This window comes from Kribbella sp. NPDC049174 (assembly GCF_043197365.1).
In the GTDB taxonomy this organism is placed as follows: Bacteria; Actinomycetota; Actinomycetes; order Propionibacteriales; family Kribbellaceae; genus Kribbella.
The window spans coordinates 827,773-854,213 of record NZ_JBICSZ010000002.1; the positions used below are offsets into that span (position 1 = coordinate 827,773).

At 68.9% G+C, this 26,441-nt stretch carries 28 protein-coding genes; 15 read left to right on the forward strand and 13 right to left on the reverse strand.

Annotation, left to right across the window (positions count from 1 at the left end; genetic code table 11):
• Positions 1-55: 55 nt before the first annotated feature.
• The 5 genes from ACGFIF_RS14485 to ACGFIF_RS14505 form a co-directional block, all read right to left on the reverse strand.
• Positions 56-709 carry a DedA family protein gene (locus ACGFIF_RS14485; protein WP_393154729.1) on the reverse strand — a complete coding sequence of 218 codons (654 nt, stop codon included), beginning with the start codon at positions 707-709 and terminating at the stop codon, positions 56-58.
• Positions 710-770: 61 nt separating this feature from the next.
• On the reverse strand, positions 771-1,805 hold the full coding sequence (locus tag ACGFIF_RS14490; protein ID WP_393154730.1) for an ArsR/SmtB family transcription factor: 1,035 nt from the start codon (positions 1,803-1,805) through the stop codon (positions 771-773).
• A gap of 62 nt (positions 1,806-1,867) precedes the next feature.
• Complete coding sequence (locus ACGFIF_RS14495; protein WP_393154731.1) at positions 1,868-2,248, reverse strand: hypothetical protein; 381 nt, start codon at positions 2,246-2,248, stop codon at positions 1,868-1,870.
• 10 nt (positions 2,249-2,258) lie between these two features.
• Positions 2,259-3,650: a glycoside hydrolase family 76 protein gene (locus tag ACGFIF_RS14500; protein ID WP_393154732.1), complete on the reverse strand. Its 1,392-nt coding sequence runs from the start codon at positions 3,648-3,650 to the stop codon at positions 2,259-2,261.
• Positions 3,651-3,684: 34 nt separating this feature from the next.
• A complete protein-coding gene (locus tag ACGFIF_RS14505) occupies positions 3,685-4,134 on the reverse strand; it encodes a hypothetical protein (RefSeq protein WP_393154733.1) in 450 nt (149 codons plus the stop codon).
• Between the two features lie 82 nt (positions 4,135-4,216).
• Here ACGFIF_RS14505 and ACGFIF_RS14510 point away from each other — a divergent pair, with 82 nt between their 5' ends.
• The gene (locus ACGFIF_RS14510) at positions 4,217-5,038 is read left to right on the forward strand and encodes a tryptophan 2,3-dioxygenase (RefSeq protein WP_393154734.1); all 822 of its coding nucleotides are present in this window, start codon (positions 4,217-4,219) and stop codon (positions 5,036-5,038) included.
• Between the two features lie 256 nt (positions 5,039-5,294).
• Here the strand turns inward: ACGFIF_RS14510 and ACGFIF_RS14515 are convergent, their stop codons facing one another.
• Positions 5,295-5,990 carry a response regulator transcription factor gene (locus tag ACGFIF_RS14515; RefSeq protein ID WP_393154735.1) on the reverse strand — a complete coding sequence of 232 codons (696 nt, stop codon included), beginning with the start codon at positions 5,988-5,990 and terminating at the stop codon, positions 5,295-5,297.
• Positions 5,987-7,693 carry an ATP-binding protein gene (locus tag ACGFIF_RS14520; protein WP_393154736.1) on the reverse strand — a complete coding sequence of 569 codons (1,707 nt, stop codon included), beginning with the start codon at positions 7,691-7,693 and terminating at the stop codon, positions 5,987-5,989. The genes ACGFIF_RS14515 and ACGFIF_RS14520 overlap by 4 nt, the downstream gene beginning before the upstream one ends.
• Positions 7,694-7,783: 90 nt before the next feature.
• Between ACGFIF_RS14520 and ACGFIF_RS14525 the strand changes: the two genes are divergently transcribed.
• Genes ACGFIF_RS14525 through ACGFIF_RS14545 form a run of 5 tightly spaced genes read left to right on the forward strand, consistent with a single transcriptional unit; the run spans position 7,784 to position 12,064 of the window.
• Positions 7,784-8,389, forward strand: coding sequence for a hypothetical protein (locus tag ACGFIF_RS14525; RefSeq protein WP_393154737.1), 606 nt, complete (start codon positions 7,784-7,786; stop codon positions 8,387-8,389).
• A gap of 24 nt (positions 8,390-8,413) precedes the next feature.
• On the forward strand, positions 8,414-9,094 hold the full coding sequence (locus tag ACGFIF_RS14530; RefSeq protein ID WP_393154738.1) for a response regulator transcription factor: 681 nt from the start codon (positions 8,414-8,416) through the stop codon (positions 9,092-9,094).
• 2 nt (positions 9,095-9,096) lie between these two features.
• Entirely contained in the window at positions 9,097-10,398 is a 1,302-nt protein-coding gene (locus ACGFIF_RS14535; RefSeq protein ID WP_393154739.1) for a sensor histidine kinase, read from the forward strand.
• 60 nt (positions 10,399-10,458) lie between these two features.
• The gene (locus tag ACGFIF_RS14540; protein WP_393154740.1) at positions 10,459-10,857 is read left to right on the forward strand and encodes a hypothetical protein; all 399 of its coding nucleotides are present in this window, start codon (positions 10,459-10,461) and stop codon (positions 10,855-10,857) included.
• A gap of 1 nt (position 10,858) precedes the next feature.
• Positions 10,859-12,064 carry a hypothetical protein gene (locus ACGFIF_RS14545; protein ID WP_393154741.1) on the forward strand — a complete coding sequence of 402 codons (1,206 nt, stop codon included), beginning with the start codon at positions 10,859-10,861 and terminating at the stop codon, positions 12,062-12,064.
• A 1-nt stretch (position 12,065) separates the two neighbouring features.
• On the opposite strand, the gene ACGFIF_RS14550 is transcribed toward ACGFIF_RS14545, so the two are convergent.
• A complete protein-coding gene (locus ACGFIF_RS14550) occupies positions 12,066-12,722 on the reverse strand; it encodes a Bax inhibitor-1 family protein (RefSeq protein WP_393154742.1) in 657 nt (218 codons plus the stop codon).
• A gap of 1 nt (position 12,723) precedes the next feature.
• On the opposite strand from ACGFIF_RS14550, the gene ACGFIF_RS14555 reads away from it, so the two are divergent.
• Positions 12,724-13,605, forward strand: a complete 882-nt coding sequence (locus ACGFIF_RS14555; protein ID WP_393154743.1) for an enoyl-CoA hydratase/isomerase family protein — start codon at positions 12,724-12,726, stop codon at positions 13,603-13,605.
• 421 nt (positions 13,606-14,026) lie between these two features.
• A complete protein-coding gene (locus ACGFIF_RS14560) occupies positions 14,027-16,888 on the forward strand; it encodes a glycosyltransferase (protein WP_393154744.1) in 2,862 nt (953 codons plus the stop codon).
• Positions 16,889-16,932: 44 nt separating this feature from the next.
• On the opposite strand, the gene ACGFIF_RS14565 is transcribed toward ACGFIF_RS14560, so the two are convergent.
• Positions 16,933-17,169: a hypothetical protein gene (locus ACGFIF_RS14565; RefSeq protein WP_393154745.1), complete on the reverse strand. Its 237-nt coding sequence runs from the start codon at positions 17,167-17,169 to the stop codon at positions 16,933-16,935.
• A gap of 16 nt (positions 17,170-17,185) precedes the next feature.
• Positions 17,186-18,175, reverse strand: a complete 990-nt coding sequence (locus ACGFIF_RS14570; RefSeq protein ID WP_393154746.1) for a redoxin domain-containing protein — start codon at positions 18,173-18,175, stop codon at positions 17,186-17,188.
• A gap of 337 nt (positions 18,176-18,512) precedes the next feature.
• On the opposite strand from ACGFIF_RS14570, the gene ACGFIF_RS14575 reads away from it, so the two are divergent.
• Positions 18,513-19,403, forward strand: coding sequence for a hypothetical protein (locus tag ACGFIF_RS14575; RefSeq protein ID WP_393154747.1), 891 nt, complete (start codon positions 18,513-18,515; stop codon positions 19,401-19,403).
• A gap of 11 nt (positions 19,404-19,414) precedes the next feature.
• Here the strand turns inward: ACGFIF_RS14575 and ACGFIF_RS14580 are convergent, their stop codons facing one another.
• Positions 19,415-20,170: a DUF4118 domain-containing protein gene (locus ACGFIF_RS14580; protein WP_393154748.1), complete on the reverse strand. Its 756-nt coding sequence runs from the start codon at positions 20,168-20,170 to the stop codon at positions 19,415-19,417.
• Between the two features lie 310 nt (positions 20,171-20,480).
• Between ACGFIF_RS14580 and ACGFIF_RS14585 the strand changes: the two genes are divergently transcribed.
• On the forward strand, positions 20,481-21,491 hold the full coding sequence (locus tag ACGFIF_RS14585) for an aldo/keto reductase (protein ID WP_393154749.1): 1,011 nt from the start codon (positions 20,481-20,483) through the stop codon (positions 21,489-21,491).
• 45 nt (positions 21,492-21,536) lie between these two features.
• Here ACGFIF_RS14585 and ACGFIF_RS14590 read toward each other — a convergent pair whose 3' ends face one another.
• Positions 21,537-22,505 carry an NmrA/HSCARG family protein gene (locus ACGFIF_RS14590; RefSeq protein ID WP_393154750.1) on the reverse strand — a complete coding sequence of 323 codons (969 nt, stop codon included), beginning with the start codon at positions 22,503-22,505 and terminating at the stop codon, positions 21,537-21,539.
• A gap of 81 nt (positions 22,506-22,586) precedes the next feature.
• Here ACGFIF_RS14590 and ACGFIF_RS14595 point away from each other — a divergent pair, with 81 nt between their 5' ends.
• Entirely contained in the window at positions 22,587-23,087 is a 501-nt protein-coding gene (locus ACGFIF_RS14595; protein WP_393154751.1) for a MarR family winged helix-turn-helix transcriptional regulator, read from the forward strand.
• 235 nt (positions 23,088-23,322) lie between these two features.
• On the opposite strand, the gene ACGFIF_RS14600 is transcribed toward ACGFIF_RS14595, so the two are convergent.
• Positions 23,323-23,490 carry a hypothetical protein gene (locus ACGFIF_RS14600; RefSeq protein ID WP_393154752.1) on the reverse strand — a complete coding sequence of 56 codons (168 nt, stop codon included), beginning with the start codon at positions 23,488-23,490 and terminating at the stop codon, positions 23,323-23,325.
• A gap of 24 nt (positions 23,491-23,514) precedes the next feature.
• Between ACGFIF_RS14600 and ACGFIF_RS14605 the strand changes: the two genes are divergently transcribed.
• From ACGFIF_RS14605 to ACGFIF_RS14620, 4 genes are read left to right on the forward strand one after another with little or no spacing between them, the layout of a single operon-like run.
• The gene (locus ACGFIF_RS14605; protein WP_393154753.1) at positions 23,515-24,423 is read left to right on the forward strand and encodes an FAD:protein FMN transferase; all 909 of its coding nucleotides are present in this window, start codon (positions 23,515-23,517) and stop codon (positions 24,421-24,423) included.
• Positions 24,423-25,007, forward strand: a complete 585-nt coding sequence (locus ACGFIF_RS14610; protein ID WP_393154754.1) for a hypothetical protein — start codon at positions 24,423-24,425, stop codon at positions 25,005-25,007. Before ACGFIF_RS14605 ends, ACGFIF_RS14610 begins: the two co-directional genes overlap by 1 nt.
• A complete protein-coding gene (locus ACGFIF_RS14615; protein ID WP_393154755.1) occupies positions 25,004-26,224 on the forward strand; it encodes an NADH-ubiquinone oxidoreductase-F iron-sulfur binding region domain-containing protein in 1,221 nt (406 codons plus the stop codon). The genes ACGFIF_RS14610 and ACGFIF_RS14615 overlap by 4 nt, the downstream gene beginning before the upstream one ends.
• Positions 26,218-26,439 (forward strand): ferredoxin, encoded by a 222-nt coding sequence (locus ACGFIF_RS14620; RefSeq protein WP_393154756.1) that lies wholly within the window; start codon positions 26,218-26,220, stop codon positions 26,437-26,439. Before ACGFIF_RS14615 ends, ACGFIF_RS14620 begins: the two co-directional genes overlap by 7 nt.
• Positions 26,440-26,441: the final 2 nt, after the last annotated feature.

The following is a 26,441-nucleotide window of genomic DNA, read 5'->3' on the forward strand; positions in this document are numbered from 1 at the left end:
CTTGCCGCGGGGTTGTCGTGATGAGCGACGAGACTTCCGATCTGGGTGGACCAGATCAGCGTCCGGCTCCAGTTGGCCGGATCCAGCGCTTGATCAGCGGAATGACCAGGGCTATTCCGATCATCGACAGGCTGACGACGGACGCGTACTTGTCGACGAGCAGGACGACGTTCACGGCCCGCTGACCACTCCAGTAGCCGAGTCCCGCGATCAGGCCGGTCATGATCAAGGCCCCGGCGAGGTCCAGCAGGAGGAAGACGCCCAGTCGCATCCGGGCCCAGCCGGCCATCGCGTACACCACCGCGGTGGGAACGCCCGGAAGGACGGCGAGGAGGACGGCGACCCGGAGAATCCAGGGGGCGAGCTCGGTGGCCCGGCCGGCGAAGCGCAGCACCCGCTGACTGGTGGTGAACATCTTGATGATGCCTTCGCCCCATTGCCGTCCCGTCCACCAGGTGAGCCAGTCGAACTTCACCATGCCGATCGCGCCGGCAAGGACGACAGGCCACAGCGGAGTTTCTCCGGTCCGGGCGAAGGCCGCCGCGGCGCCGATCGGCACGAGGTCGCCGGTCAGGAACGCCAGGGCCACCGGATGCGACGCGAGCAGGAACGGCTTGACCGGTCGCAGCGCCAGCCCGAACGCAACCACCCCGACGATCGCTCCCAGCAGCGCCAGATCGACGCGGGTAGGTCGGTCCTGCCACGGCACGAAGCGACGCCGGCCAGAGGCCGCGGCTCGCCGGCGAGCTCCGGCTGGGTCGTCCACCGCCTCACGCCCCCAGCAACGAGTCGCCGACCGGCGTCCGGCGATAGACCACTCTGTTGCCCCGTCGGCTTCGCTCGACAAGCCCTGCCCGCAGGAGTACCTGAAGGTGATACGACACGGTGGGAGCGCTCCAGGGCAATCGGCCGCTCAACTCGTTCGTCGACTGATGTTCGGCGAGCTCGGTCAGCAGTACCGCGCGGGTGTCGCCGAGCAGATCGGCCAATGCGCGGCCGGGCACCCGGACGTCGCGCTGCCAGAGGCGTGCGATGCCGTTCGACCGGTAGACGACGGATGGCTGCTCCGGGCACTTCACCGTGAACTGCACCGGCCCGACGTGCGTCGAGGTCGGGATCATCAGTACGCCGTCGTCGGCCCAGTCGACCGTGACGTCGTACGGCCGGTCCAGGACGATTCCGCTGCCGTCCCACGTCATTCCGCGGCCGAGGTCGTTGAGCATGGCGACTGCGCCACGGGCGGCGAGGAGATCGCTCTTCCGGCGGACGTCGTCGTCGAGGACCACTGTCGTCGTGCTCCAGTCCGGTTCGATCGCGAGCTCGAAGAAGAGCTGCAGAGCTTTGGCGGCTGCGACGGCCACCGCTTCCGGACCTTCGGCGATCACCCGCTCGAGCGCCTCGGGCGCCGGGCGTCGCCACCGTCGGTAGGTCTGCTCGTCGCCGAACAGTGCCACGACATCGTCCCGGACCGGCCGGCCGCGCAGGCCGATGTCGAGTTGACGCTCGACGTCATCGGGGGACGTCCGAGCGATGATCCGGGCCTGGTCCTCGATCGTCGCCACGGATCGCGCGGGTGGCGGAGCCAGAAAGTCCGGGGCGTAGTCGTGGTCGGCCGGTACCAGCGCCTCCAGCAGGGCCAGCTCGCCGGCCGGCATCAACGCCTGCGCACGCGCGTACCAAGTCCTGGCATGACGGGCGGGATGTTGGGCGCGGCGGCGTACTGTGCTCACCACTTCCTGTGCGGGCGAGACGGCGAAGCGCGATCGACCGAGCTGGTCCGCGGTCATCGTGATGTGAATCGCCATCACTGCAGTATGCCCAGCGGCGACCGAACAGGAAGCAGATTCGAGGACCTTCGAATCCCCCCTCAGTCGTTGATCCAGCTCCAGACGCTGGTGGTGGCCGGCACGCCGGCTACCTCGAAGCCCTCGAGGACTCGGTGCTGGTTGCCCTTCAGGCCGAGACGGTCGCCGTCCTGAACCAGAGTCCTGAGAGCCTCGACCAGGCGATCCGCCGCGGACCCCGGCGCATCCAGTGCGTAATGGTCGGCGAGGGTCTCCATCGCGTCGTACGGCGCGTGCACGCTGTAGCCGTACTCGCGACCGGGATCGTCACCCAACGGGCCGTAGTCGTAGAACTCGGTGAACGTGATCCCGCGGTCGCCGCCCTCGGGGTCGAGGGTCAGCGTCAGCGTGAAGATGCAGCCGTTGTCCCGATGTACGCGCAGCAACGTCTCCCGTCGGGTCATGCCCTGGAAGTTACCCCGGGTCGGGCACACCATTCAGCAGGTCGAGCGCGGATTGCTGCCGGGCGGCGTCGAGTTGGTCGATCGGGCCGTACCAGCGCAGTCCGTACTGGTCCATCGGCGTACGGTCCGCGGCGAAGGCACGGTCGGCCTGGCGCTGCAGGTAGGTCGTGTACGGATGGTCGGAGAGCGCCTCGTTGAGTTTGGCCAGACCGCGGACGTGCGCGCCCTTGAAGGACGGGGCGTCGTCGCCGCAGTCGCCAGACTCGCACGGCTCGCGGAGAATGCCGTCCACGGTGTGCAGCGACGAAGCCGTCGTCGCCGCGTCGGCGAGGTGCCGGGCGGTGGTCAGGTACGACGAGTTGTTCGTTGCCTTGGACAACTCGGTGAGCGCGCCGAGCAGGACGCCCTGGTTGTAGGTCCACGCCGTGTCGCCGTTGTTCCTGCAAGTGGACAGGTCGATCCCGTCGTTGACCAGGTGCGAGCTGTTGATCATCCCGGTCTGCTGGAACCAGGTCCAGCCGCTCTGCGCGCGTTGCAGATAGGCGGTGTCGCCGGGGATGCGGTTGTGCAGGGCCGCGTTCAGGTGGATGTAGAGCGAGTTCGAGATGGCGTTCTTGTACGTCTTCGCCTCACTCCACCAGACCCCGCCGCCGCACGTGTTGTCCCAGTACGCCGCCATGTGGTCGGCGTCCGCCCGAGCGGTCTGCAGGTACCGCGCTTCACCCGTCAGGTCGTACGCCGCGACCCAGGCGAGACCCCACCAGCCGGTGTCGTCGATGTAGTCGTTGCGGAACTGGCCCTGGGCCGCGTTGAGATTGAGGTCGTAGGTCCGGGCGATCGCGTACTGGTAGCTGCCCATCCCGCTGACCCGGATGTTGTCGATCACCGCGGTCAGCGCGTTGGCGGAGTTCCACCAGCCGGTGGTGTCGAACAGTCCGGTCGCGTAGTTGTAGAACTGCATCTGCGCGGTCGCGGCCGCCGTACGACGGTCTCCCGCGTTCCAGGTGGTGCGGGCCCACGCCGTACGGACGATGTCGGGGCTGTCGCCGGCCTTGCCACAAGCCCGGAGTGCGCCGACGCCGTGGTTGTTCCAGTCGTCGACGTTGTACATCTGCGTGTGTCGGCCGCGTTGGCCGGACGGGATCGCGGTGTTGCCGAGCCGGCTGCCGTCGGTCCAGGTCCGGCCGCCGTCCATCGAACGGTCCAACCAGACCTCGTCACCGGGGTTGCCGTTCTCGATCGAGGCCCAGCCCATCGCGTCGGAGTCGTCGAAGTGCAGGGTGATCGTCCGGCCGAAGAGCGTCGCCGACACCGGGGTCCGGTCGCCGGGAGACAGGGCAGGATCGCGGGCATCGCAGTACTTGTTGCAGATCGTCGCTTGGGTGGGTCTGTCAACTGGCACAGTTCACCGAAGGTAGGCGGACCGCATCACTGCGTCAAGACATCAGCAGCGACGCGAGAACGCCGACCGCGGTGAGAGCGGTGACGGTGACGGCGAACCGGCGGCCACGCCGGACCCGCTGCTGGATGGCCGTCGAGTCGAGGTCTCTGGCGCACGGGTTGAAGTCCGCCGCGTCGGTCGGCGCGAGCAGGCCGCCCAACCGGCACAACGCCGTACGCCGGGATGCCTGCCGGGCAGCCTCCTGGACGACGCTCCGCCGGATGAACTCACGCGGGTAGGCCCCGGCCGGCGGCAGCACACGCTGTACGACGCCGTGCGCCGCGGCCACTCTCCGTGGCCGGCTGGCCGAGGGCGGCAGGATCAGATAGGCCAGGTGGACCAGGGAGGCATAGTCGTCAGGCAGCAACGCCTCGATCAGCGGTTCCTCACGCGTGGGTCCCTGGATGGCAGCCGGGACGAGCGGGGTCTGGACCGTGGCGGACATGCAACTCCTTGTCTCGGCGTACCTCACCTCCAACGAGCCAATCGCTGACCGGTCACGGAAGGCGTCGGATACCCTCGGCCTCATGAGTACTGGTGACGGGGTGGCCGGGCGGTGGGACGGGGTCGACATCCACTTCGGTGAGGAGGGCGGCCGGCTGACCTACGGCAGTTATCTGCGGCTGGCCGAGCTGCTCGACCAGCAGCGGCTGGAGTCGGATCCGCCGGCCCATGACGAGCTGCTGTTCATCACGATTCACCAGGTGTACGAGCTGTGGTTCAAGCAGATGCTGCACGAGCTGACCGCGTCGCGGGACGCGATGCTGTCCGGTGAGCTCTGGCTGGCCGAGCACCTGCTCCGGCGGGTGCACACGATCGAGCGGACGCTGACACAGCAGGTCGACATCCTGGAGACGATGACACCGCAGGACTTCGGCGAGTTCCGGCATCGGTTGTCACCGGCAAGCGGCTTCCAGTCGGTCCAGTTCCGCGAGATCGAGTTCCTGTCCGGTGCGAAGGATCCGTCGTTCGTGAAGCGGTTCCGCGGCCTGACCGACACCGAGAAGGCCCGCCTCGGGCAACGGCTGGACGAGCCGACGCTCTGGGACGCGTTCCTCGCCGTCATCGAGAAGGCGGGTTTCACCACCGACACCGAGGATGACGTCCGCGACGCGCTCCGCAAGGTCGCCGGCGACCGCGGCCACTACGCCGCCGTCTGGGAACTCGCCGAAGCCCTGGTCCAGCACGACGAACTGGCCGCCGCCTGGCGCGCCCGCCACGTCGTCATGGTCGAACGCATGATCGGCACCAAGCCCGGCACCGGCGGCTCCTCCGGCGCCGGCTACCTCCGCAGCCGCCTGGACCTCCGCTACTACCCGCTCCTCTGGGACCTGCGCACCAGCCTCTGACCGTCCAGGGCCGGGTGAGAGTTCTCCAATCGACGCGGCACTGACGCGCGTCCTCATGAGAGGACTCTCATCCTGCATTCATCCACGGGGTCGGGTTCGGCTGCGAGGCTATGGTCCTGTGGTTGCTAGTAGCAACGAAGAGTCTCCTGTGCGGAGCCTCGGTGGGAGCGGCCCGAGCGGTCGTCCCTCCTCCTGCTGACGAGGCTCGGAACGGCCGCCCGGGTTCCCCCCGCCGGGCGGCCTTTCCCTGTGCCGGTCAGCTCGCGGGATCGGTCGCCGGTACGTCGGCCGGCGCGGAAGCCAGCCGGTAGCCCCTGCCGCGCACGGTCTCGATCCGTTCCGGGCCGAGCTTCTTGCGCAAGTACCGGATGTAGACGTCGACGATGTTCGAGCCGGGGTCGAAGTCGAAGCCCCAGATTTGGCTCAGTAGTTGCTGCCGGGACAGCACCTGGCCGGGGTTGCGCAGGAACATCTCCACCAGCACGAACTCCCGGGCGGTCAGCTCGACCACCCGCCCCGCCGCCGAGGCGCGCCGGCTGCGCAGGTCGAGGCTCAGGTCTCCACAGCGCAGCACGGTGGGTTCGGCCCCTCGCTCGTCGCGTAACCGCAGTCGGATCCGGGCCAGCAGTTCCTCGAACCGGAACGGCTTGGGGATGTAGTCGTCGGCGCCGCCCTCGAGTCCGGCGACGGTGTCGTCGACGGAGTCCCGCGCGGTCAGGATGACGACCGGGATCGTGCTGCCCGCCGCGCGGACCCGGCTGAGGACCGCGAAGCCGTCGAGGTCCGGCAGACCGAGGTCGAGGACCAGCAGGTCGAACTCACCGCTCAGCGCGCGTTCCAGGGCGACCTGTCCACTGGCCACGGTGGTTGGCGTGAAGCCGTTGGACCGCAGGCCTTTGGCGACGAACGATGCGATCAGATCCTCGTCCTCCGCGATCAGGATGCGGTTCACGAGTGTTCCCTCTGCTGTCCACGGGCCTCGGAGGGCGCCGTCGTACGAGGGATCTCCAGCCGGAAGGTCGCACCGGTCCCCGGCGGCGACTCCACCCAGGCGCGGCCGCCGTGTGCTTCGGCGATGGCTTGCACGATCGCCAGTCCCAACCCGGATCCCTCCGCGCGTTGGGCGCCGCGCCCGCGCCGGAACCGTTCGAAGATCCGGCCGATGTCCGCCGCCGCGACACCCGGCCCGCTGTCCCGCACCCAGAACCGGACCGCGCGTGCGTTCGCGGACGATCCGATCGCGACCACGTCGTCCGGTCCGGTGAACTTGACCGCGTTCTCGGCCAGTTGGACGAGCGCCTGGGTCAGCCGCTGCGGGTCGGCCGCGATGGTCGCCTGGGCCCGTTGATCGATCCGCCACTGCCGCGTCCCGAGTGCCCGGGCCTTGTCGAACACGTCGTCGGTCAGCATCTCGACGTCGACCGCCGTGGGGCGGAGGAAGTCCGGCCGCTGTGCGCGGGCGAGCAGCACCAGATCCTCGACCAGCCGGCTCATCCGGTCGAGTTCGCCGACCAGCAGCGTCCGGGTCTCGATGACGTCGCGCGGGTCGGACTCGTCCAGGAGCTCCAGATGACCGCGAACGATCGTGATCGGCGTCCTCAGTTCGTGCCCGGCATCGTTGAGGAACTCCCGCTGGGTGGCGAACGCGTCCTCCAGCCGGTCCAGCATCGAGTTGAAGGTCCGGGCCAGCTCGGACACGTCGTCGTGACCGGTGACGTCGATCCGGCGGGTCAGGTCGGTGTCGCTGATCAGCAGCGCGGTCCGTCGTACGTCGCGGATCGGGCGCAGCAACCGGCCCGCGGTCAGCCAGGCGGCCAGTGCCACCACCGCCAGGGCGACCAGTGCGACCAAGCTGTAGGTCCGGATCACGTCGGCGAACTCACCGTGCTCCGAGGCCGTGAAGTAGGCGACCACGAAGGTCCCGCGGCGATCGGACTGGCTGACCGGCATCGTCGCGTAGCGGACCGGTCCGTCCGGTGCGGCGTAGCTGCCGAACGCCGGGGCGTCCGCGGCGGTCGCCTCGGCCCGGAAGGCAGGATCGCTGTGCAGCGGTACGACGTCGCGGGGAGTGAAGACCCGATCGGGAAGGAACGCGACCATCGTCTGGTGTTCGTCCAGCACGTTCCGGCTCATCGCCACCTGGAGCAACCGGTCGACGCTAGCGAACGGCTGCCCTGTGCCGGGGTCGATCCCGGTCCGGTGGAACTCGGCGAACTCCGCGATCTCCTGCTGCAACGAGCGATCGATCCGTTCGTCGATCCGTTGGGTCTCCAGCAGGTACGCCGTACCGGCGGCACCGGCCATCCCGAGCGCGGTGAGCACGATGACCCAGGCCAGGATCCTGGCGCGGACCGACCGGACCACCTCCGAGCCGACGCCGACCAGCCGGCCGACACCCGCCGGTCGGTCAGTCGTCCCCGCCTGCTCCGTCGTCGTCGTCGCCGTCCTCGTCCGCCGCGTCGTCGGCACCGCCGGTGGTGTCGTCGGTCGCGCTGCTGTTGTCGTCGCCGGCGCCGCCCGGGTTCCTGTCATCGTCGTCCCCACCATCGTCGCCGCCGGTGCCGCCACGCCGGACCGGGGCAGGGCAGCCGCCGCCACACCGACACCGGCTGCTCCGGTCAGCAGTAGCGTCACTGGTCTGGGAGACAAGAGCATGGTCAGACTATGGCGCGCCAGGAAGACGTCCCGATGAGAACTGGATGAGAATCCGTTCATCAGCCCGACCGCCATGAAGGAGACAGGTTTGTGAAGCTCTATTCCGACGTGGGGTCGCAGCGGTTCGGGCAGCTTGTCGGCGATCTGATGCTGGTGGGGTGGATCTGGCTGTGTGTGGAGCTCGGGCAGTTGGTGTTCCGGATCACCAACGCCCTGGGAGCGCCAGGGCGGAAGGCGGCAGAGGCAGGCGACGGGCTGGCCGGTGATCTGCGGCGGATGTCGGAACCGATCGGGAAGGTCCCGGTGGTGGGGGATGAGTTGCGGTCGCCGGTCGACGGAGCCGCCGGCGCTGCGGGGAAGTTGGCGGAGGCGGGGCGGGATCAGGCGCACGCGGTGGAGCAGTTGGCGTACGTGCTGGCCGGGGTGACGATCGGGCTGCCGGTGCTGTTCGCGTTGCTGATCTGGCTGCCGCGGCGGATCCGGTTCTCGCGGCGGGCGGCGGCGGCGCAGAAGTTCATCGACAACGCCGCGGACCTGGACCTGTTCGCGCTCCGGGCGATGGCGAACCAGCCGATGCACCGGCTGGCCAAGATCTCCGACGACCCGGTCGCGGCCTGGCGCGAAGGCGACACCGAGATCATCACCAAGCTCGCCGACCTGGAGCTGCGCAGCACCGGCCTGAAAGCTCCCTCCTAAGGCACCCGCGGCTACCCTCATCGCATGGCTCGGGTGTTGCTGGTCGAGGACGATGATGCGATCCGGACGTCGCTGGGCAAGTCCCTGACGGCGGCCGGGCATGTCGTCACGGCCGTTGCCGCCGGCGCCGAAGGGGTTGCCGTGGTCGCGCGGGATCGTCCCGACGTGCTGCTGCTCGACCTCGGGCTGCCCGATCTGGACGGCCGGGACGTGCTCGCGATGGTTCGTGCGGTCAGCGACGTACCGGTGATCGTGGCAACGGCTCGCGACGACGACGCCAGTGTGGTCAAGCTGCTCGACGCCGGTGCGGACGACTACGTGATCAAGCCGTTCAGCTCGGCCCAGATCGACGCCCGGATTCGCGCCGTACTGCGGCGACTTGGGCAGGACCAGCAGGGTGAGTCGACGGTCGACCTGGGCGCGTTGCGGATCGATCCGCGCAGTCGCGAGGTCACCGTCGACGGTGCGCCGGTCGACCTGACCCGCAAGGAGTTCGACCTCCTGCTCGCCTTGTCCCGTCGCCCCGGCGCGGTGGTCAGCAAGCGTGAGTTGCTCGCCGAGGTGTGGGGCCTGCCGTGGGGTGGCGGTGACCGTACAGTCGACGTCCATCTCTCGTGGTTGCGCCGCAAGTTGGGTGAAACGGCGGCCGAGCCGCGATTCCTGCACTCCGTTCGCGGGGTCGGCGTCAAGCTCTCGGGCGGCTGACCATGCGTCGACGGATCCTGCTGCTGTCGGTCGGCATGACCACGCTGGTCGTGCTGGCGTTCGCCGTACCGCTGATCCTCCTGCTGCGGAGCACGACCGCATCGGAGTCGAGAGACGAGGCGCGCTACCTGGCCGAGTCGGTCGCGTACTACGTCGGCGACAAGGACCACAGGGCCGACGACATCACGGCGTACATCGACGGCCTTGCGGACAAGCCCGGGACGATCTCGGTCCGGCTCGCCGACGGTACGACGCTGGGCGATCCGCCGCCGGGTGGGGTCTCGGCACCGAAACCGCTGCCGAGCGACTATGGCGACGGGGACGACGACGACAAGGGTCCGCCGAAGATCGGTGACGCCGACTACCGCGACGTCGGCGGCGGGATGGCGGTCGAGGTCGGCGTCGGCACCAAGGCCGGGCCGGCGTCCGTCTGCCTGTACTTGACCGCGGACGAGCTGTACGACGGCCTCGTCCCGCGCGTGCTCTTCCTGGTCGGCGGAAGCCTGCTCGTCCTGCTGCTCAGCATCATCGGCGCCGAACTCGTCTCCCGCCGGCTCGCGCGCCCGCTGGAAGAGACAGCCAGTACGGCGGAACGCCTGGCGCGCGGCGACATGGACGCCCGGGCTCCGACTACCGGCCCGGCCGAGGTCGCCAAGGTCGGTGCCGCCCTCAACGGTCTGGCCGACCGGATCGACGAGGTGATCGCGGTCGAACGCGAAGCCGTCGCTGACCTGTCCCATCGACTCCGTACGCCGCTGACCGCACTGCGGCTCCAGGTCGAGGCGTTGCCGGATCGCGAGCGTGCCGAGGAGCTCAACACCCAGGTGAACAGTCTGGAGCGGACCCTGACCGCGGTGATCAGCGCGGCCAGACGACCTCAGCGCGAGGGTCGCGTGCCGCACTGCGATGCGGTCGAGGTGACGCGCAGTCGGGCCGCCTTCTGGGAACCGCTCTTCGAGGATCAGGGACGCGTGCTGGCGCTCGACCTGCCGAACCCGCCGGCGATGGTCCGCTCGTCAGCCGAGGATCTCGGTGCCGCGCTGGATGCTTTGGTCGAGAACGTCGTCGCCCACACGCCCGACGGCACACCGGCCCGGATCACGTTGACGCGCGAGGCGAACGGCGTACGCATCGTCGTTGCCGACAAGGGGCCGGGGATCCCGCTCGGCGCCGGGGAACGCGGCCGGAGCGACCGCGGCTCGACCGGGCTCGGCCTCGACATCGCCCGCCGCTGCGCCGAGGCCGCCGGCGGCCGGATGACGATCGGCCGGAACGAGGTCGTCCTCACCCTCGCGGCGCCCTGACCCCGTTCCATGGACGCGGATCGGCCGCTGTGCCAGGCTGCTTGGTGGGGAGGGGCGGTCATGGACAACGAGCTTCGGGTGCAGGTTCTGGTTCCGCGCGGGGCGATCGAGGAGCTGGACTGGGGCGGCGACGTACACCTCGGGGAGCCTGCGGCCGTCCAACCCGACCGGGCCCTGGCCGACGGCGGTTTCGTCGAGTTCGTCGTGATCGGACTGGTGGGGCTGGCCGGCGCGGTGATCAGCCGGTTGATTCGCCTGCACGAACGCAACACCGAGTCGGGCGTCATCCTCGATCTCGGTACGGATCCGCCGTCGATCAGCTACGTCGCGCGGGTTCCGCACGGCACCTTGATCGTGCGGGAGCCTGGCCATCCGGCTCAGGTGCACAGCCTGCAAGGCAAGGACCCCGTCGAGGTTCAACAACTGTTCGACGTCCTGGTGGCGGCTGCCGGCGCCTGACATGAACAGCCGGTTCGACTTCCTCACCGGGATCGTTCACATCGATGCCGACGCTCCTGATGAGTGGGCCGCGGACGCCGTACTGCCGGTGTGGGCCAGGCTGAACGATCCCGCCTGGGGCGACCGGCTGCCTCGGCTGCTGATCCACGAGACCGTGCACTTCTGGCAGCTTCTCGGCTCCGGATACCTGACCCGTCTGGTGGCCGACGAATGGCATCGCCTGCTCATGCTCGAAGAGAACGGCACGCTGCTGCGCGAGTCCGCACGAGTCGCCGCGCATCGGGATCGAAGCGTCGTACCTTTCGCCGCGGATGAGCTCGTCGAGGCCTGGTGCCGCTACTGGGACGTCCATATCCGGGGACCGGTGCGGGTGATGGCCGAGGAGGACCTCGAGCGACCGGCCGGCCCAGCCCGGCCTGACCTGTATTCCCATACTGACTACGACCTGGTGATGACGCAGGGCCCGTTGGAGCAGCTGTACGCACGGCCGTACCGGTGGCTGCTCGACCAGACCGGCGGCGACTCACTCACCTGCAATGCGTTGTTTCCGTTCGTGGTCTTCACGGCGTTCGCCTCCGACGACCCGGTGGTGTTCGTCCGCGAGGCGGTGAGCAAACTACTGAAGGCCGACGTGGTCCCGTTGGTACGACGGTGTGCCGCCGAGCAGAGGTACATGATCAATCAGGTCTGGCTCGCCATCGCGGAGACGGTGCTCCAACAACACCTCGGGCCGCTCCTGGTCGAGCTGAGCGGCCCGTCGCTGCGGATGGGTTCCGAGCTCGTCGGGGAGCCGCCGTTGTCCGACCACCCGCTGCTCGGCCCGTACGCCGTGAAGGCAGCCAAGCCGAACTTCAGCCTCTGGGCGGCGTACTTCTACCCGAGCGATCCCGGCGACAGCCCGGCCTACGCCTCGGAGCTGAGCCGGCTCGCGCGGGAAGGTCCCGTCATCTCCCAGCTCACCATGCCCGGCCAGCCCTGGTACCGGCTGACCCTCGGCGCCCTCGTTCCGCCACCGGTCATCCGGTTCCGCAACTTCACCTGGTCGGCGCCGGTCGAGCTCGAGGTCGGCATCCCCACCGGCTACCGCGCGAAGTACGGCCAGACCTTCGCCCCCGCCGTCGAAGCGCTGGAACGCCGCGCCCGCTACTTCCGCTACGCCCAGGAGGAGATCGCCCTCGGCCTCCCCATCGGCACCTTCCCCCGCTGAGTCAGTTCTCGCCGGGCCGGGCGAAGATCTGCAGGAAGAACAGGAAGACGTTGAGGATGTCGAGGAAGATCGACGCGGCCAGCAGCGGCGCCGAGTCCGTTTCCGTTTCCGTGGTGCCGCGCAGTCGCTGGAAGTCGTACAGGGTGAGGCCGGCGTAGATGACCAGGCCAAGGATCGAGTAGATCAGCGCACCGTTCGGAATCTGCACGAAGATCAACACGACACCGAACCCGATCAGCCCGATCAGTGCCCAGGAGCCGACCCGCCCGAGCACCGACAGATCCCGCTTGGTGGAGTAGCCGACCGCGCCGAAGCCGGCGATGAACAGCGCGGTCGCGCCACCCGCCTGCCACAGCGCCTGCGGGTTGGTGTTCGCGTAGTACACGAGTGTCGGCGCGACGGCGAGCCCGATCAGCAGGCCGAAGGCGCCGAGCAGACCGACGGTCAGTTCGACGGACTTGCGGACCGCGAAGTGCATGCCGATCAGGCACCCGAAGGCCGCCAGGGACAGTCCCTGGCAGGAACGCGGGGGTGAAGGCCGGTCGCTGACCAGGGACTTCAACGGGTGCGAGCAGGGATGCCGGGTCAGAGGGTGGACACAGGACCCCAACGGGGCCGATGGCTTCGCCATGAGCGGCGAAGGTGATTGAGGAGGCATCGTGAGAAGCGAGGCAGACGTGGCAGTGGTCGCAGAACCGCTGGCACAGTTCACCGTCGACGAGGTCTCGCCGTCGTACTGGAGAGTGACGTTCCGGAACGGGACGGTCAACCTGCTCGATGTGGATTCCGTCGAGCAGTTGGCCGACCTGGTCACCCGGATCGAGGAGGCGCCCGCGCTGACCGTGGTCGTCTTCGACAGTGCCAATCCCGACTACTTCATGGCGCACTGGGATCTGCGGGCCGACCGGGCGCGGGTGGCGGCGATGCCACCCGGCCCGACCGGGCTGCATCCGTACGTCGACGATCTGATCCGGCTGAGCAAGGCTCCGGCGGTGACGATCTCCTCGATCCGGGGCCGGGCCCGCGGCGCCGGCAGCGAGTTCGTGCTGGCCACCGACCTGCGGTTCGCCGGCGACAAGGCGATCCTCGGGCAGGTCGAGGTCGGACTCGGGGCGGTGCCGGGCGGTGGGTCGATGGCCCGGCTCGCCCGGCTGGTCGGGCGGGGGCGTGCGGCGGAGATCCTGCTCGGTGCCGACGACATTCCCGCGGAGCTCGCCGAGCGGTACGGGTACGTCAACCGGGTGCTGCCCGATGCCGGCCTGGACGGGTTCGTCGACGCGTTCGCCCAACGGATCGCTGGTTTCGACAAGACGGCCGTCGCCGGCACCAAGGCGCTGCTGGATCTCGCGTCGCTCCCCCCGGACGAGGAGTTCGCTCCGGGCCTCGCCGCGTTCTTCCGTACGTCGGGTCGTCCGGAGAACGCGGCCCGGGTCAGATATCTGCTCGACCATGGTCTGCAAACCCCGACCGGGGTCGAACTCAACCTCGGCCGCACGATCGGCGAACTCCCGGATGCCATCTACGACTGGCTGAACGCTTGAGTCACGCACTGTTCACTTCTCGGAGGTAGAGCGCTTTCGCCGACAGCAACAAGCGGCATCCGGACTGACGACTCCTTTTGACACAAGGGGTTACCGCGTCGTCACTGACGGACCTTCTTGGTAACGAATGCACCATTCCGCGCAACCAAACGGCACGTTTGCTGCATCTATCCAGTGAGTCCGAGGGAACCTCTTGGGCCCGCCGGATCTAGGGGGATGGACATCACCAACCGCACAGTCCTTGGGCAGCGCCTGCCCTAATACCGGTCTAGTCCGTAATTGTCAAGACCGTAGCGCGACCAAGTGAGGACGGAACCGTGCTCACCGAGTGATGCAAGACCGGATCTATTCGCCGTTCGGCCGGCAACTGCCCCGAAGCTCTCCTGGCCGAGCGATCTTTCAGGGGCGTGGGGGACGACACGTGGATCGGAACACAGACAAGCGCCGAGACGACCAGCCGGCGCTCCCGGGCGGCGCACTGGCCACCGGGGACGGGATGCCGCCGCGGCTCGACGCGCCCGTGCGGTTGCTGGTGGGCCCGGCCAACTTCGCGGGTCAGGGCACTCGCTGGGCACGCGCGCTCGAGGAGCGGGTGTCCAGCACCAAGGCGACCTCGTTCGCTTTCTTCAGGGGAGTCCTCGACTACCCGGTCGACTACGGCGTTCCGGCGCGCACGTACCGGCGCAACCGTCGATGGCAGCTGAACTTCTACAACCACGTCGTACGCAACTACACGCATGTGCTGATCGAGGCGGCGCGCCCGATCTTCGGCCCCTTGCACGGACCGGACGCGTCCGGCGACATCCCGTACCTGCTCTCCAAGGGCTTGCAGTTGGGGCTCATCGCCCACGGCTCCGACGTCCGCATCCCCAGTCGGCACGTCGAGACCGAGCCGTGGTCGCCGTTCCCCGACCTGGAGGACGAGAGCGTCGAGCTGCTCGAGCGCAACGCCACCCGCGCTGTCGAGCTGTTCACGTCGTACCCGGGCCCGGTCTACGTCTCCACGCCCGACCTCCTCGACTACGTCCCCAACGCTGTCTGGTGCCCGGTGGCCGTCGACGTCGACACCTGGCGCAGCGACGCCCCGGTGCTCGAGCACGAGAAGCCGGTGGTGGCCCACGCGCCCAGCAAGTCGGCCATGAAGGGCTCCGAGCTCATCGACCCCATCATGGCGAGCCTGGCCCAGCGCGGCCTCATCACCTACCGCCGGGTCGAGGGCGTCGACCCTGCGGACATGCCGGCCGTCTACCGCGACGCCGACATCGTCCTCGACCAGTTCCGCGTCGGCAGCTATGGCGTCGCCGCGTGCGAGGCGATGGCGGCGGGCCGGATCGTGGTGGGCCACATCGCCCAGCACGTCCGCGACCGCGTGGCCGCCGACACCGGGCTCGAGTTGCCCATCGTCGGTGCGACGCCCGACACCGTCGAGCAGGTCGTGCTCGACCTCATCGCGAACCCGGAGTGGGGCCGCGAGGTCGCCGCGCGCGGGCCGGCCTTCGTCGAGCAGGTGCACGACGGCCGCCGGTCGGCCGAGGCGCTGGCCGCGTTCGTCGAGCGGCCGAGCACGGTGCCGGCCGACTGGAAGCCGTCCTGGATCCGGCCCAAGGTCGTGATGATGGCCGGCAACGACATCGTCGTCGACGCCCGCGTGCTCAAGTACGCGCAGACGGTGGCCAACTGGGACCTTGACGTCACCTGTATCGGCATTCCCGGACGCAAGCTCCGGGCCGCCCGCGAGCTCGGCAAGGTGCACGTGGTGTGCCCGCCCATCCAGTCGAAGGTGCTGGTGACGGGGTGGCGCAAGCGGCTGGCCAACCTCAAGGCCAACCTCAGGCCGTGGTTCAGCACCGAGGCCGAGTACACGCTGGCCTACGGCCGCTGGCAATACGCGAGCCGCGAGCTGCGCGGCGACCGCGGCCGCGACCGCCGCGACCGCGAGCGCACCGGCGGCGAGTCCGGCTCGTCCGGGCCGGTCCAGCGGTCCATCCTCGACCGGCTGCGGCGGGCGGCGCGCTGGCGGTGGCTGCGGCTGCACCGCAGCATCCTCCAGGCCCGCGCGTACTTCGTCCGGCGGGCCAAGGACAAGGTCGACCTCACCGACCTGGGCATCGGCAAGCGGCGCGAGCGGCTGCTCGCCCTCTACCGCCACCTGCCGTCGGGCCGCTGGCGGCGGGTGATGCCCGAGCTGGTCGACCAGGAGCTGACGCTGGGCCCGCTGCTCGACCGCCTCCAGATCGAGGTCATCCACGTGCACGACGTGTTCATGCTCGGCATCGCGGCGCGCGCGGCGCACCGGGCGGCCCTCGACGGGCGCACCGTCAAGATCATCTACGACGCCCACGAGTACATCCCGGGCGTGCCGGTGGTGGCCCCGCGCCGGGTCGCCGCCTACGCCGACCTCGAGCGCGAGTTCATCCGCGACGCCGACCGCGTCATCACGGTGTCCGAGCCGCTGGCCCGCTGGCTGCAGCGCGACCACAAGCTGGCCAGTCTGCCCGACGTCGTCCTCAACGCGCCGGTCGAGCCGCCCGCGGACGCCGACGTCAAGGGTCTGCGCGAGCAGTTGCAGCTGTCCGAGGACGTCCCGTTGCTGGTGTACGGCGGCGGCGTCAACCGCGCCCGCGGCGTCGGGACGGTCGTCGAGGCGATGCCTCAGCTGCCTGACGTCCACCTCGCGATCGTCGCGCGGGCCAACTCCGTCACCAAGGAGTTGCAGGCCCGCGCCGCCGAACTGGGCGTGGCCGACCGCGTGCACCTGGCGCCGTTCGTCGATGCCGAGGTCGTGCCGCTGTACCTGCGCTCGGCCAGCATCGGCCTCAGCCCGCTGCTGCACGCGCCCAACCACGACATCGCGGTGACGAACAAGTTCTGCGAGTACATCGCCGCGGGACTGCCGATCATCACCAGCGACACCCCCGCGCAGGCCGACCTGGTCAACGAACTCGACCTCGGCGCCGTCTACACCGCGGGCGACGTGGACGGCCTCGTGCGGGCGGTCTGGACGGTGCTCGCCGACCGCGACCGCATCGCCAAACGCATCGCCGACGACTCGCAGCTACTGCACCGATTCTCCTGGGCCGCACAGGCCGAGGTCATCCGGTCGGTGTACGCCGACGTCATGGGCCGGCTACCCGACGCCGCCTGGGCCCCCGGCGCCACCATCGTCCATAAGCTCATCCCCGACCCACCGGAGCCGCCGGAGACGAAGTGGCGCGCCTTGAGGGAGGACGAGGCGAAGGGTTCCGAGCGCGACCAGAACAAGACCCGAGCGAGGAAGCGTTGAACGTTCGTGTCATGTCCTCGGCCTCTGGTCGGGAGACAACGGACCTACTCGACCTGTTCGGCCCCGGCCGGGCCGGGGATGGGGTCGTTGGTGATGCGCAGCCCGGCGAACCGCCGGTCCATCGCCGCGGCGTACCGGTCCGCGGACGCGGGTACGGCGATGAGCTCGGCGATCACGTGCGCGCCGAACCAGACCCGCACGCGCCGCCGCTGGGTGTCGGCCGCTGCCTTCTCTGTGGGTGTGCGCGACTGCTCGGCACCGCCCGGAAAACGATGTGACATGGCTGGACCTCCTGACCTAGCCGAAGGTGAATGCATAGGCTTCGGCGCCGGGGTCGAGGAAGATGACTTCGAATGTGCGGTCTTTGATCGGTCCGGCCTGCCGGACGAGTTGGTACAGCCGCTGCTCGGCCACTGTCCCGTTGCCCTGGTCGTCGACGTCGGCCCCACCCGGTGGCTGTCCGTCGACGAGGACACGGAATCGCACCGACGCCCCGGGCGCCGCCGGCCCCATCACCAGATGCAGATCCCGCGCGTGGAATCGGAAGGCGATCCGCGCGTTCGCCGTGGTCGACGTACTGGCCTGTTCCGAGATCGTCCACTCGCCGTCCAAGGCCCACTGATTGAGTCTCAGCGTGTCCGGGACCGCATAGGTGTGGCGCGTGCCCCGCACCAGGCCGCCCGGGGACGCGAAGTTCCGGCCGCGTTCGTAGCCGGTGTAGGTTTCCGGCGATCTGAGGCTGGCCCAGTCGGCGGCTACCTCGAGACCTTCGGCCTCGACCTGCGCCGCTCCGCGACCGGCCACGGCGGAACCGGCCGCGGCCAGCAGTTGCTGGATGACTGACTCCGACTGCCGGTACTCGCCCTCGCCGAAATGATGGTGCCGCAACAGCCCGTCGGCGTCCGCGAAGTACAGCGCCGGCCAGTACTGATTGCCGAAATCGGTCCAGACCCCGTAGTTGCTGTCGATCGCGACCGGATAGTCGATCTTCAGCTCCCGCACGGCCCACCGGACGTTGTCGGCATCGGCCTCGAAGCCGAACTCGGGCGTGTGTACGCCGACCAGCACGAGCCCGTCGTCGGAGTACTGGGCCGACCAGGCACGGAGGTAGGGGAGCTGGCGGAGCCAGTTGATGCAGGTGTAGGTCCAGAAGTTGACCAGGACCACCTTCCCGCGCAGCTCGGTCGCCGTCAGCGCCGGCGAGTTGAGCCACCCCGTCGCACCACCGAACGACGGCAGTTCGCCGTGAACGGGAAGCCGGAGCTGTCCGGATGATCGTGGTGTCATGACAGCCTCCTGTGGAACGTCACGCAGTGGCGTCCCCAGGCAAAGCAGACACTACGCCTGCCACCGGGGCGTTTCCAGAGCTCCGATTTTGTTGCCAATAGCACCCAATTCACAAGGAACTCCTCGTTCCTTGACCCATCCGCTCCGCGCCGGCGCGGTGCGGGGCCGCCTGGTCACCGGTGTAACAGGGCCCGCGCGCACCGCGTCAGCTCTCCCCACGGTCAATGCGGAGTCGCGAGCGCGCCGGCTGATACATCCGGCTGCTCAAAGACTGGGTCGTATCAGATCGGGACGTCCTGCCTCCGATTTCTGATGGCTCCATCGGGGGAGGAACGGAATGGGCACGACCCAGACATGGTTCGCGTCACGGACAGTGAAACCGCAGAACCGTCCCATCGGCCGGCAGTTCAAAGACACGCGTGCCTTCAGCGGCACATCACTGTTCTTCGGGATCCTGGCGTCCGCCGGGTGCGCCGCGATCATTCCGGCGCTGGGTGCGGGGCGACTCGCGACGGTGGCCGGGGCGGCGCTGAGCCCGCTGCTGGTGGCTGTGATCACCACGCACGGACGAGGGCTGGTCCGCGGTATCGGTATCGCCGCACTGAGCGCCTTCGCACTCGTCATCACCATCGGCGGGTTCACCCTGCCGGAGGCGATCGCCGGTCACGGATCCCTGACCGGGGCCGGCTCCGGCACGTTCGTGAACACCGAGCGGATCCCGGCACCCACGCCGCCGGCTCCCTGGACCTCCCCGGCTGTGACGACGACGAAACCGCCGGCGTCTGCCCGGACCTCGCCGCCTCCGACCCCGCCGACCGCAATGAACGTCGTGATACCGGAGATCAGGAAATGCCCCGAGTTGCGGGTCGGCGAAGCCAAGGCCTGCAAGCAGATCGGCATCCGCAACGACGGCTCGACCTCCGTCGAGGTCGCCACCGGTGACATCGAGGGCGACCAGTCCAGCGACTTCACTCTGACCAGGGTGTGCGACGGGGTCTTGAAGCCGAACAGCGCGTGCTCGATTCGGCTCAGGTTCTGGCCCACTGCCGCAGGAGCCCGCGAGGCTTTCCTCGTCGTACACCTGCAGCCAGGCAACGTCGAGCGTCGCGTCACCATCACCGGCGACGCCCTCGATCGCGGCACCGAGCCCACCGAGCCCACCCGGACCCCGTCCCCGTCACCCAGTCCGAGTGAGCCTGATCCCACCATCAGAACTCAGCACGAGTAGGCGCCGACTGATCACCAGGACCTGTTGTGTGTCGCCAGGGCGGCGCCGACCTGGTCGGCCAGTGCGACCGCGACCTGTCTCTGCGCGACGGACGGACGCGCCACCCGAGTCGATGCGACGAGCAGGAAGCGGCCGCGGGTGATGCCGTCGTGGTGCACCCGCAGTTCGATCTCGCAGTCGGTGGGCAGCCCGTACCGCTCGACCTCGAGATCGCGTCCGCGGCGGACGACCGTGCCGTCGCGGACGATAGCGGCCGGGGCAGCGTCGCGAGTGTCGCTGTCGAAGTAGCAGTCGTCGATGCCGAGCAACTCGACGAGTTGGTCCGCGACGTGCTCGATCACGCCCTCGGTGTGTGAGCTGCCCGCCGCGACGATGCCCGCGGTCCGGAGGACGCCGCCGAGGTAGTCCTGCTGCTGACTGGCGCGCGCCTGCTGGCGCCGTCCCCAGAGAATCTCCGCGACCGCGAGGGTGACCAACGTGAGCAGGACCGCGGTCTCGATGTCCGCCCGGTCGGTGATGGTGATCTGCTGGTACGGCTGGGTGAGGAAGAAAGCCCAGCACACCGTGCCGGACAAGGCCGCGACGATGCCTGCCCAGCGCACTCCGGTCGCCGCTGCCGCGACGACGACCAGGACCAGCGCCAGGGCGGCGTTCGTGTTCTCGATCCGCATCCGGAACGGCACGAGGGCCGCGCAGACCAGAGCGGGTACGACGGCGGCGCCCGCGACCACCACCGCACGGGCCGGCTCGGAGAGGTGAACTCGCATCCCCCCATGATCGAGGAGTTCCCGCGACTGGTCGAACCAACTGGCGATGCCCCGCGTAACCAGCTCCTGCTGGATCCAGACCTTGTTCACGGTCTTGTCGAGGAAACATGAGCATCGCAGTACGCGTGGGAAGTGCCCTGGCCACCGGGACTGCTGAACGGTCGCGAGATCCTCATACGTCAGCTGCATCAAACCGGCGCAAATCTTGCATTGGACTCACCAGAGGGAGCCTGCTTACTGTCCCTGGTAGCTGCGTCAAAGCCAGTCGATGCGCTGTCGGTGCGGCAAACACAAGGGAGAACAGCAGCAGATGGAATACCGTTATGTGGGCAGGACCGGTCTCAAAGTCAGTGAACTCTGCTTGGGTGCGATGACGTTCGGTGGGGATGCGGACGAGCAATCCAGCCACGCGATGCTGGACACGTTCGTCGACCAGGGTGGCACCTTCATCGACACCGCGGACGTCTACAGCGCCGGCAGATCCGAAGAGATCGTGGGCAGGTGGCTGAAGTCCAAGGACCGTGACTCGTTCGTCGTTGCCACCAAGGCGTACGGCGACATGGGGCCGGGGCCGAACGACGGCGGTAACGGCCGCAAGCACATCCTGGCCGCCGTCGAGGCGAGTTTGCGCCGGTTGGGCACCGACTACATCGACCTCTATCAGATGCATGTCTTCGACGATGTGACGCCGATGGAGGAGACCCTTTCGACGCTCGACACTCTCGTCCGCAGCGGAAAAGTCCGCTTCATCGGCGCCAGTAATCACACCGGCTGGCAATTGCAGAAGGGTGTCGATCTGGCCCGTCAGCACGGCTTCGAGCCGTATGTCTGTCTGCAGCCTCTTTACAATCTGCTCGACCGCGACGCGGAGTTCGAGCTCGTGCCGATCTGTCTGAACGAGGGCCTCGGACTCATCGCGTGGAGTCCGTTGCGGGGCGGCTGGCTCTCGGGCAAGTACCAGCGCGGAATGGACGGCCCGCCGGCCGGGACCCGGGTTGATCAGTCCGGGCGCAACGGCGCGAGCGAGAACTGGGATGCGTACAACAACGACCGGACCTGGCAGGTCATCGACGCGGTGATGGGTGTCGCCAAGGAAACCGGACGATCGCCCGCGCAGATTGCGCTGCGGTGGCTTCTGCAACGCCCAGGCGTCACCGCACCCATCATCGGGGCGCGCTCGCTCGAGCAGTTGGAGGACAACCTCGGTGCAGTCGGTTGGAGCCTCACCGACGAGCAGTTGGACCACCTGACGACCGCAAGCCCATTGCCCACGGTCTATCCGTACCAGCTGCTCGAGCAGTTCCGCCGCCAGTCCGCCTGAGGCAGACCCGGCGACGGAATCGCGCAGCCGCGAGGTCTTCCGCGCTCAGAGCTTGAACTCGTCCTTGTGCTTGGCGAGCCAGTCGTTGAAGGACTGCAGGGACGGGTTCAGCTCGCGGACCTTGTCGAGGGCCCGGTCGCCGGTGAAGCGTTCGTGGTCCTCGGCGTAGAACTGGAACATGTTGCTGAACTCGATGGCCAGCGGGAAGGGGAGGGCTCGGTACTGGTCCCAGGGGAGGGGGCGGTAGGCGACCTTCTCGCCCAGGGCCTCGGTCAGGGCCTCGGCGTACTGGTCGCCGGTCAGGTGGTCGCCGGCGATGCTGATCGTGGTGCCGATCAGGTCCGGCCGGGTGAAGACGGCGAGGGCGGTGCGGCCGATGTCGTCGGAGGCGATGCCGGACAGCGGCTTGTCGGCCATCGGCATGGTGATGGCGAGGACGCCGTCGGTGTCGCGGGTCGGTTCCATCCCGCTGACGAAGGCGTCGAAGTAGAAGGTCGTCCGGAGGAAGCTCGTCGGTACGCCGTACGACGTGAAGAGCGCGTCGGCCTCGCCCTTGGCGTCGAAGTGGGGGACCTTGTAGCGGCCGTCGTCCAGGCCGGGCACGTCGTCCCGATCGCCGAAGAACGGGCGGGTGTCCTCGAGGGTCGACCAGATCAGGTGGGCCACACCGGCGTCACGCGCGGCCCGGGCGGCGGTCTCGGCCTGGGCCAGTTCCATCTCGGCCCGGGTCCGTGCCGCCTCTTCCTCGGGGGTGCGCGGAGCCCAGTAGTTCGTCACCACGAAAGCGCCGTACACACCGTCGAAGGCGGCTCGCACACTCGCTTCGTCGTCCAGGTCGGCCGCGACCACCTCGGCACCGGCCGCCGCGAGCGCCTTGGACTTCTCGGACTCCGGGTTCCGGGTCAGCGCCCGTACGGCGAACGCCTCGGACGGGTCCTCCAGGATCGCCCGGACCAGCCCACCGCCCTGCGCTCCGGTGGCTCCGACGACCGCGATCAGCTTCTTCTTGCTCATATCCGCGAAACTCCTTGGGTTGATGTGTCAACTCCTCCGATCGTAGCGCGCTGGGTTGATGTGTCAACCCGGTCCGGTAGGATGGGGTACGTGGGTAAGGGACCGTGGCTCGACGACGACGAGCAGACCGCGTGGCGCAGCTATCTGCTGATGAACAAAACGCTGACGACGCATCTGGAGCGTCACCTGCAGCGTGAGTTCGGCATGTCCAACTCGGACTTCGAGATCCTGGTCAACCTGTCCGAGTCGGAGTCCGGCCGGATGCGCGCGTTCGAGCTCGGCCGGGCCACGCAGTGGGAGAAGAGCCGGATGTCGCACCACCTGAGCCGGATGGAGAAGCGCGGCCTGATTCGCAAGGAGGCCTGCGACTCCCGCTACCCCGAGATCGTCATCACCGACGAGGGGCTGGCTGCGATCAGGGCCTGCGCGCCGGCACACGCCGCCCGGGTCCGCGAGTTCTTCGTCGACGTCCTCGGCGCGGACCGGATGGTCGCCCTCGGCGAGGCCTCCGACGAGATCGTCGAGACCATCGGCAAGCACTGCGAGAGCGACTGCCCGCCGGAGGTCAGCGGTCTGTGCTGACCTGAGAAAGCACTCTCAGACAGCTCTCAGCAGAACTTGATGGTGGCTTGACGTTCTCTTGGAGTGCGGCTGAGGAGCCTCCCGCGAGGCTTACGGCCATGGTCACCACAGATGCGTTCGACAAGTCCCACTCCTCCCGCCGGCGCTGGTTGCGCCGGGCCTCGGCGGCCGCGGTCGCGACGGCGGTCCTCGGCATCGGCGGCACCGGCCTGTCCGTCGCCGTCGTGTCCGCCCGTCAGTCCGGCTCCGGCGACACCGGTACGACGGCCACCTCCACCAGCTCCGACGACTCGGGCTCCAGCAGCTCCGGCAGCTCCAGCAGCAGCTCAGGCAGCAGCTCCAGCTCGGACGACTCGGGCAGCAGCTCGAGCAGCGGGCTCGGTTCGGCGTCGTCGGGCTCCACGTCGCAGGGTGGGAGCAACGGGTCATGAGCGCATCCCGGACCTGGACCGCGTGGAGCTGCACGGTCCGGCTGACGGTCGACGACCCGGCCGTCCTCGGTGCCGCCTGCGGTGAGCTGAAGGCGCTGATGGACCGGGTCGACAAGGCCGCCAGCCGGTTCCGGCCGGACTCCGAGCTGTCGATCGTCAACTCCCGGGCCGGTGCGATGGTCCCGGTGTCGCGGCTGCTGGTCGACCTGGTCGACGTCAGCCTGGTCGCTGCGTCGATGAGCGGCGGCGCGGTCGACCCGACCGTCGGCGCCGCGGTGATCGCGGCCGGCTACAACGACGACATCGAGCGGGTACGACGGCGCTCCCCGCAGCCGTCCGAGGACCCGAAGCCGGTCCCCGGCTGGCAGGAGGTGCAACTCAACCGGAAGCTCGCGCTGCTCGGCGTACCGAAGGACTCTGCTCTGGACCTCGGGGCCATCGCCAAGGCGTGGACCGCGGACCGCGCTGCGCTCGTACTGAGCAAGCGGTACGGCTGTGCGGTGCTGGTCGAGATCGGTGGGGACCTGCGCGCTGCCGGTGAGCCGGCCGAGCCGTGGGTCATCACGGTCGCCGAGCGCGCCGGCGACACCGGAGTGCTGGTCACCCTCGCTCACGGAGGCCTCACGACCTCCACCCGGACCGTACGGCGTTGGCAGACTCCGGAGGGCTCCGCTCACCACCTGATCGACCCACGGACCGGTAAGCCCGCGGACGGGCCTTGGCGGACCGCATCGGTCTGGGCGCCCACCGCCGTACGTGCGAACACCTTCAGTACGGCGCTCGTCGCGACAGGCGAAGCGGCGGTCGGGCGACTGACGCTGGCCGGCCACCCGGCCCGGCTGGTAGCGGACGACGGTGAGGTCACCGAGCTGGCGGGCTGGCCGGCTGCGAGCAGGGCCGCCTGATGACGCTGTGGTACCTGGCCCGCGCGGCCGGAGTCGTCGCCATGATCATGTTCACGGCGTCGGCCTCGCTCGGCATCCTCACGTCGGGCAGTCGCAAGCCCGAGCGGCGGTTCTGGCTGCAGTACGTGCACCGCTCGGCTGCTGCCACCGGTCTCATCCTGCTGATCACTCACGTGGTCGCAGTGATCTCCGACAGCTATGTGGCCATCAGTCCGACGGTCCTGTTCTGGCCGTTCGGCTCGGGCTACCGGCCCTCCGCCATGGCGGTCGGCACGCTCGCCCTGTACGGGCTCGTCCTCGCAGCTGTCGTCGGAGCGGCCCGCGGCCGGCTGGCCAGGTCCGAAGCCTTCACCAAGCACTGGCGCACGATCCACATCGCCGCCTCGGCCGGCTGGCTGCTGTCCATCGGGCACGCGCTGCTGGCCGGTACGGACCGCGGTACGCCGTGGATGCTCGCCATCACCATCGGCTGTCTGGCCGCAGTCGTCGCAGCGGGCGCCTACCGGGTCCGCAGCCAGGCAGCACGCGCCAGTACGCCGCTCAATCTCAAGCGAGACCTCGCACGAGCCGGGAGAACCCGATGACGATGTTGCAAGCCAGCAGAGTTGACCTAAGGGTCATCGGTGAGCCGCGGCTGCTGTCCGGACTCGACCACGGGCGGGCCGACCGCCACCGACACCTCTCTACCCATGGAGCTCAGCCGGACCTGACCCGGGCGGACTACACCAAGCTGGCCGAGGCCGTCGGGCTGAGAGGACGCGGTGGGGCCGCCTTCCCGGTCGCACTCAAGCTGGCCGACCTGCCGGCCAAGGGCATCGAGGCAGTGGTCGTCAACGGTTCCGAGAGCGAGCCGGTGAGCCGCAAGGACCGACTGCTCCTCACCCTCGCGCCACACCTCGTCCTGGACGGTGCCACCGGGCTGGCCCGGGCGCTTGGCGCTCCGCATGTGCTGATCGCCGTCCACGACGCCGAAGCCGCCATGTCCATCCGTGAGGCGCTGATGGAGCGGGACGACGGCCTGGCGATCGAGGTCCGTGACACTCCTGGCCGGTTCGTCGCCGGCGAGGCCCGTGCCGTGCTGAGCGTGCTCGAAGGGGGTCTCGCCGTACCGCCGGGGCGGAGGGTGTTGCCGACGCGGAAGGGGTACCACCGGCGGCCGACGTTCCTTTCGAATGTGGAGACGTTCGCGCAGCTCGCCGTACTGGCTCGGCTGGGGTCGAAGCGGTTCAGCAGCACCGGACTGATCAGCGAGCCGGGGACGCAGTTGCTGACCGTCGACGGCGCGGTGCAGCGGCCCGGAGTGATCGAGACGCCGATCGGCGTACCGCTCGAGGCCGTGATGCAGTTCTCCGGCGCTGCGGCCGGTCCGGTGCTGCTCGGTGGCTACCACGGCCGGTGGCTGCCTCACAGCGGTGGCGTGGTCCTGAAACGACCCGACGTGTCCTCCGGGATCATCCTGGCGCTCGGCACGGACAGTTGCCCGCTCGGTGAGGTGCACCGGGTCTCGCAGTGGTTGGCGAGCCAGTCGGCCGGGCAGTGCGGGCCGTGTGTGTTCGGACTCGCCGCCCTGGTCGACGACTTCGACAGGCTGGTGAAGGGCGACCCGTCCGGCTGGCACGACGCCGAGCGGCACCTGGGTCTCGTCCCAGGGCGGGGAGCGTGTGCACACCCCGACGGCTCCGCGCGGTTCCTCGCGTCGGCGCTGGAGGTGTTCGGCGAGGACGTCCGACTGCACCTCTCAAGCGGCAGCTGCGGGCGACACGTCAAGGGCGTCCTACCGGTACCCAGAGGTGCATGGTGAGTACGACGAACAAGGTGGAGATCGACTGGACCCGGTGCGACGGGCACGGCCTCTGCGCGACCCTGTTGCCGGACGACGTGGCCCTGGACGAGTGGGGTTTCCCGGTCCTCCGGGGCCGTGAGATCACGGCCGGTGAGCTACCGCATGCGCGCCGCGCAGTGCTGGCCTGTCCGGCTCTGGCATTGCGTCTCAACACACCTGTTCAACGTGATTGATC

Bases quoted from the DNA above. Each gene is read 5' to 3' on its own strand.
- ACGFIF_RS14570 (WP_393154746.1), bottom strand. From the start codon at position 18,175: ATGACACCACGATCATCCGGACAGCTCCGGCTTCCCGTTCACGGCGAA.
- ACGFIF_RS14535 (WP_393154739.1), top strand. From the start codon at position 9,097: ATGCGTCGACGGATCCTGCTGCTGTCGGTCGGCATGACCACGCTGGTC.
- ACGFIF_RS14540 (WP_393154740.1), top strand. From the start codon at position 10,459: ATGGACAACGAGCTTCGGGTGCAGGTTCTGGTTCCGCGCGGGGCGATC.
- ACGFIF_RS14550 (WP_393154742.1), bottom strand. From the start codon at position 12,722: ATGCCTCCTCAATCACCTTCGCCGCTCATGGCGAAGCCATCGGCCCCG.
- ACGFIF_RS14615 (WP_393154755.1), top strand. From the start codon at position 25,004: ATGACGATGTTGCAAGCCAGCAGAGTTGACCTAAGGGTCATCGGTGAG.
- ACGFIF_RS14605 (WP_393154753.1), top strand. From the start codon at position 23,515: ATGAGCGCATCCCGGACCTGGACCGCGTGGAGCTGCACGGTCCGGCTG.
- ACGFIF_RS14545 (WP_393154741.1), top strand. From the start codon at position 10,859: ATGAACAGCCGGTTCGACTTCCTCACCGGGATCGTTCACATCGATGCC.
- ACGFIF_RS14520 (WP_393154736.1), bottom strand. From the start codon at position 7,693: ATGCTCTTGTCTCCCAGACCAGTGACGCTACTGCTGACCGGAGCAGCC.
- ACGFIF_RS14580 (WP_393154748.1), bottom strand. From the start codon at position 20,170: ATGCGAGTTCACCTCTCCGAGCCGGCCCGTGCGGTGGTGGTCGCGGGC.
- ACGFIF_RS14610 (WP_393154754.1), top strand. From the start codon at position 24,423: ATGACGCTGTGGTACCTGGCCCGCGCGGCCGGAGTCGTCGCCATGATC.
- ACGFIF_RS14510 (WP_393154734.1), top strand. From the start codon at position 4,217: ATGAGTACTGGTGACGGGGTGGCCGGGCGGTGGGACGGGGTCGACATC.
- ACGFIF_RS14595 (WP_393154751.1), top strand. From the start codon at position 22,587: ATGGGGTACGTGGGTAAGGGACCGTGGCTCGACGACGACGAGCAGACC.
- ACGFIF_RS14505 (WP_393154733.1), bottom strand. From the start codon at position 4,134: ATGTCCGCCACGGTCCAGACCCCGCTCGTCCCGGCTGCCATCCAGGGA.
- ACGFIF_RS14620 (WP_393154756.1), top strand. From the start codon at position 26,218: ATGGTGAGTACGACGAACAAGGTGGAGATCGACTGGACCCGGTGCGAC.
- ACGFIF_RS14495 (WP_393154731.1), bottom strand. From the start codon at position 2,248: ATGACCCGACGGGAGACGTTGCTGCGCGTACATCGGGACAACGGCTGC.
- ACGFIF_RS14530 (WP_393154738.1), top strand. From the start codon at position 8,414: ATGGCTCGGGTGTTGCTGGTCGAGGACGATGATGCGATCCGGACGTCG.
- ACGFIF_RS14565 (WP_393154745.1), bottom strand. From the start codon at position 17,169: ATGTCACATCGTTTTCCGGGCGGTGCCGAGCAGTCGCGCACACCCACA.
- ACGFIF_RS14590 (WP_393154750.1), bottom strand. From the start codon at position 22,505: ATGAGCAAGAAGAAGCTGATCGCGGTCGTCGGAGCCACCGGAGCGCAG.
- ACGFIF_RS14490 (WP_393154730.1), bottom strand. From the start codon at position 1,805: ATGGCGATTCACATCACGATGACCGCGGACCAGCTCGGTCGATCGCGC.
- ACGFIF_RS14585 (WP_393154749.1), top strand. From the start codon at position 20,481: ATGGAATACCGTTATGTGGGCAGGACCGGTCTCAAAGTCAGTGAACTC.
- ACGFIF_RS14575 (WP_393154747.1), top strand. From the start codon at position 18,513: ATGGGCACGACCCAGACATGGTTCGCGTCACGGACAGTGAAACCGCAG.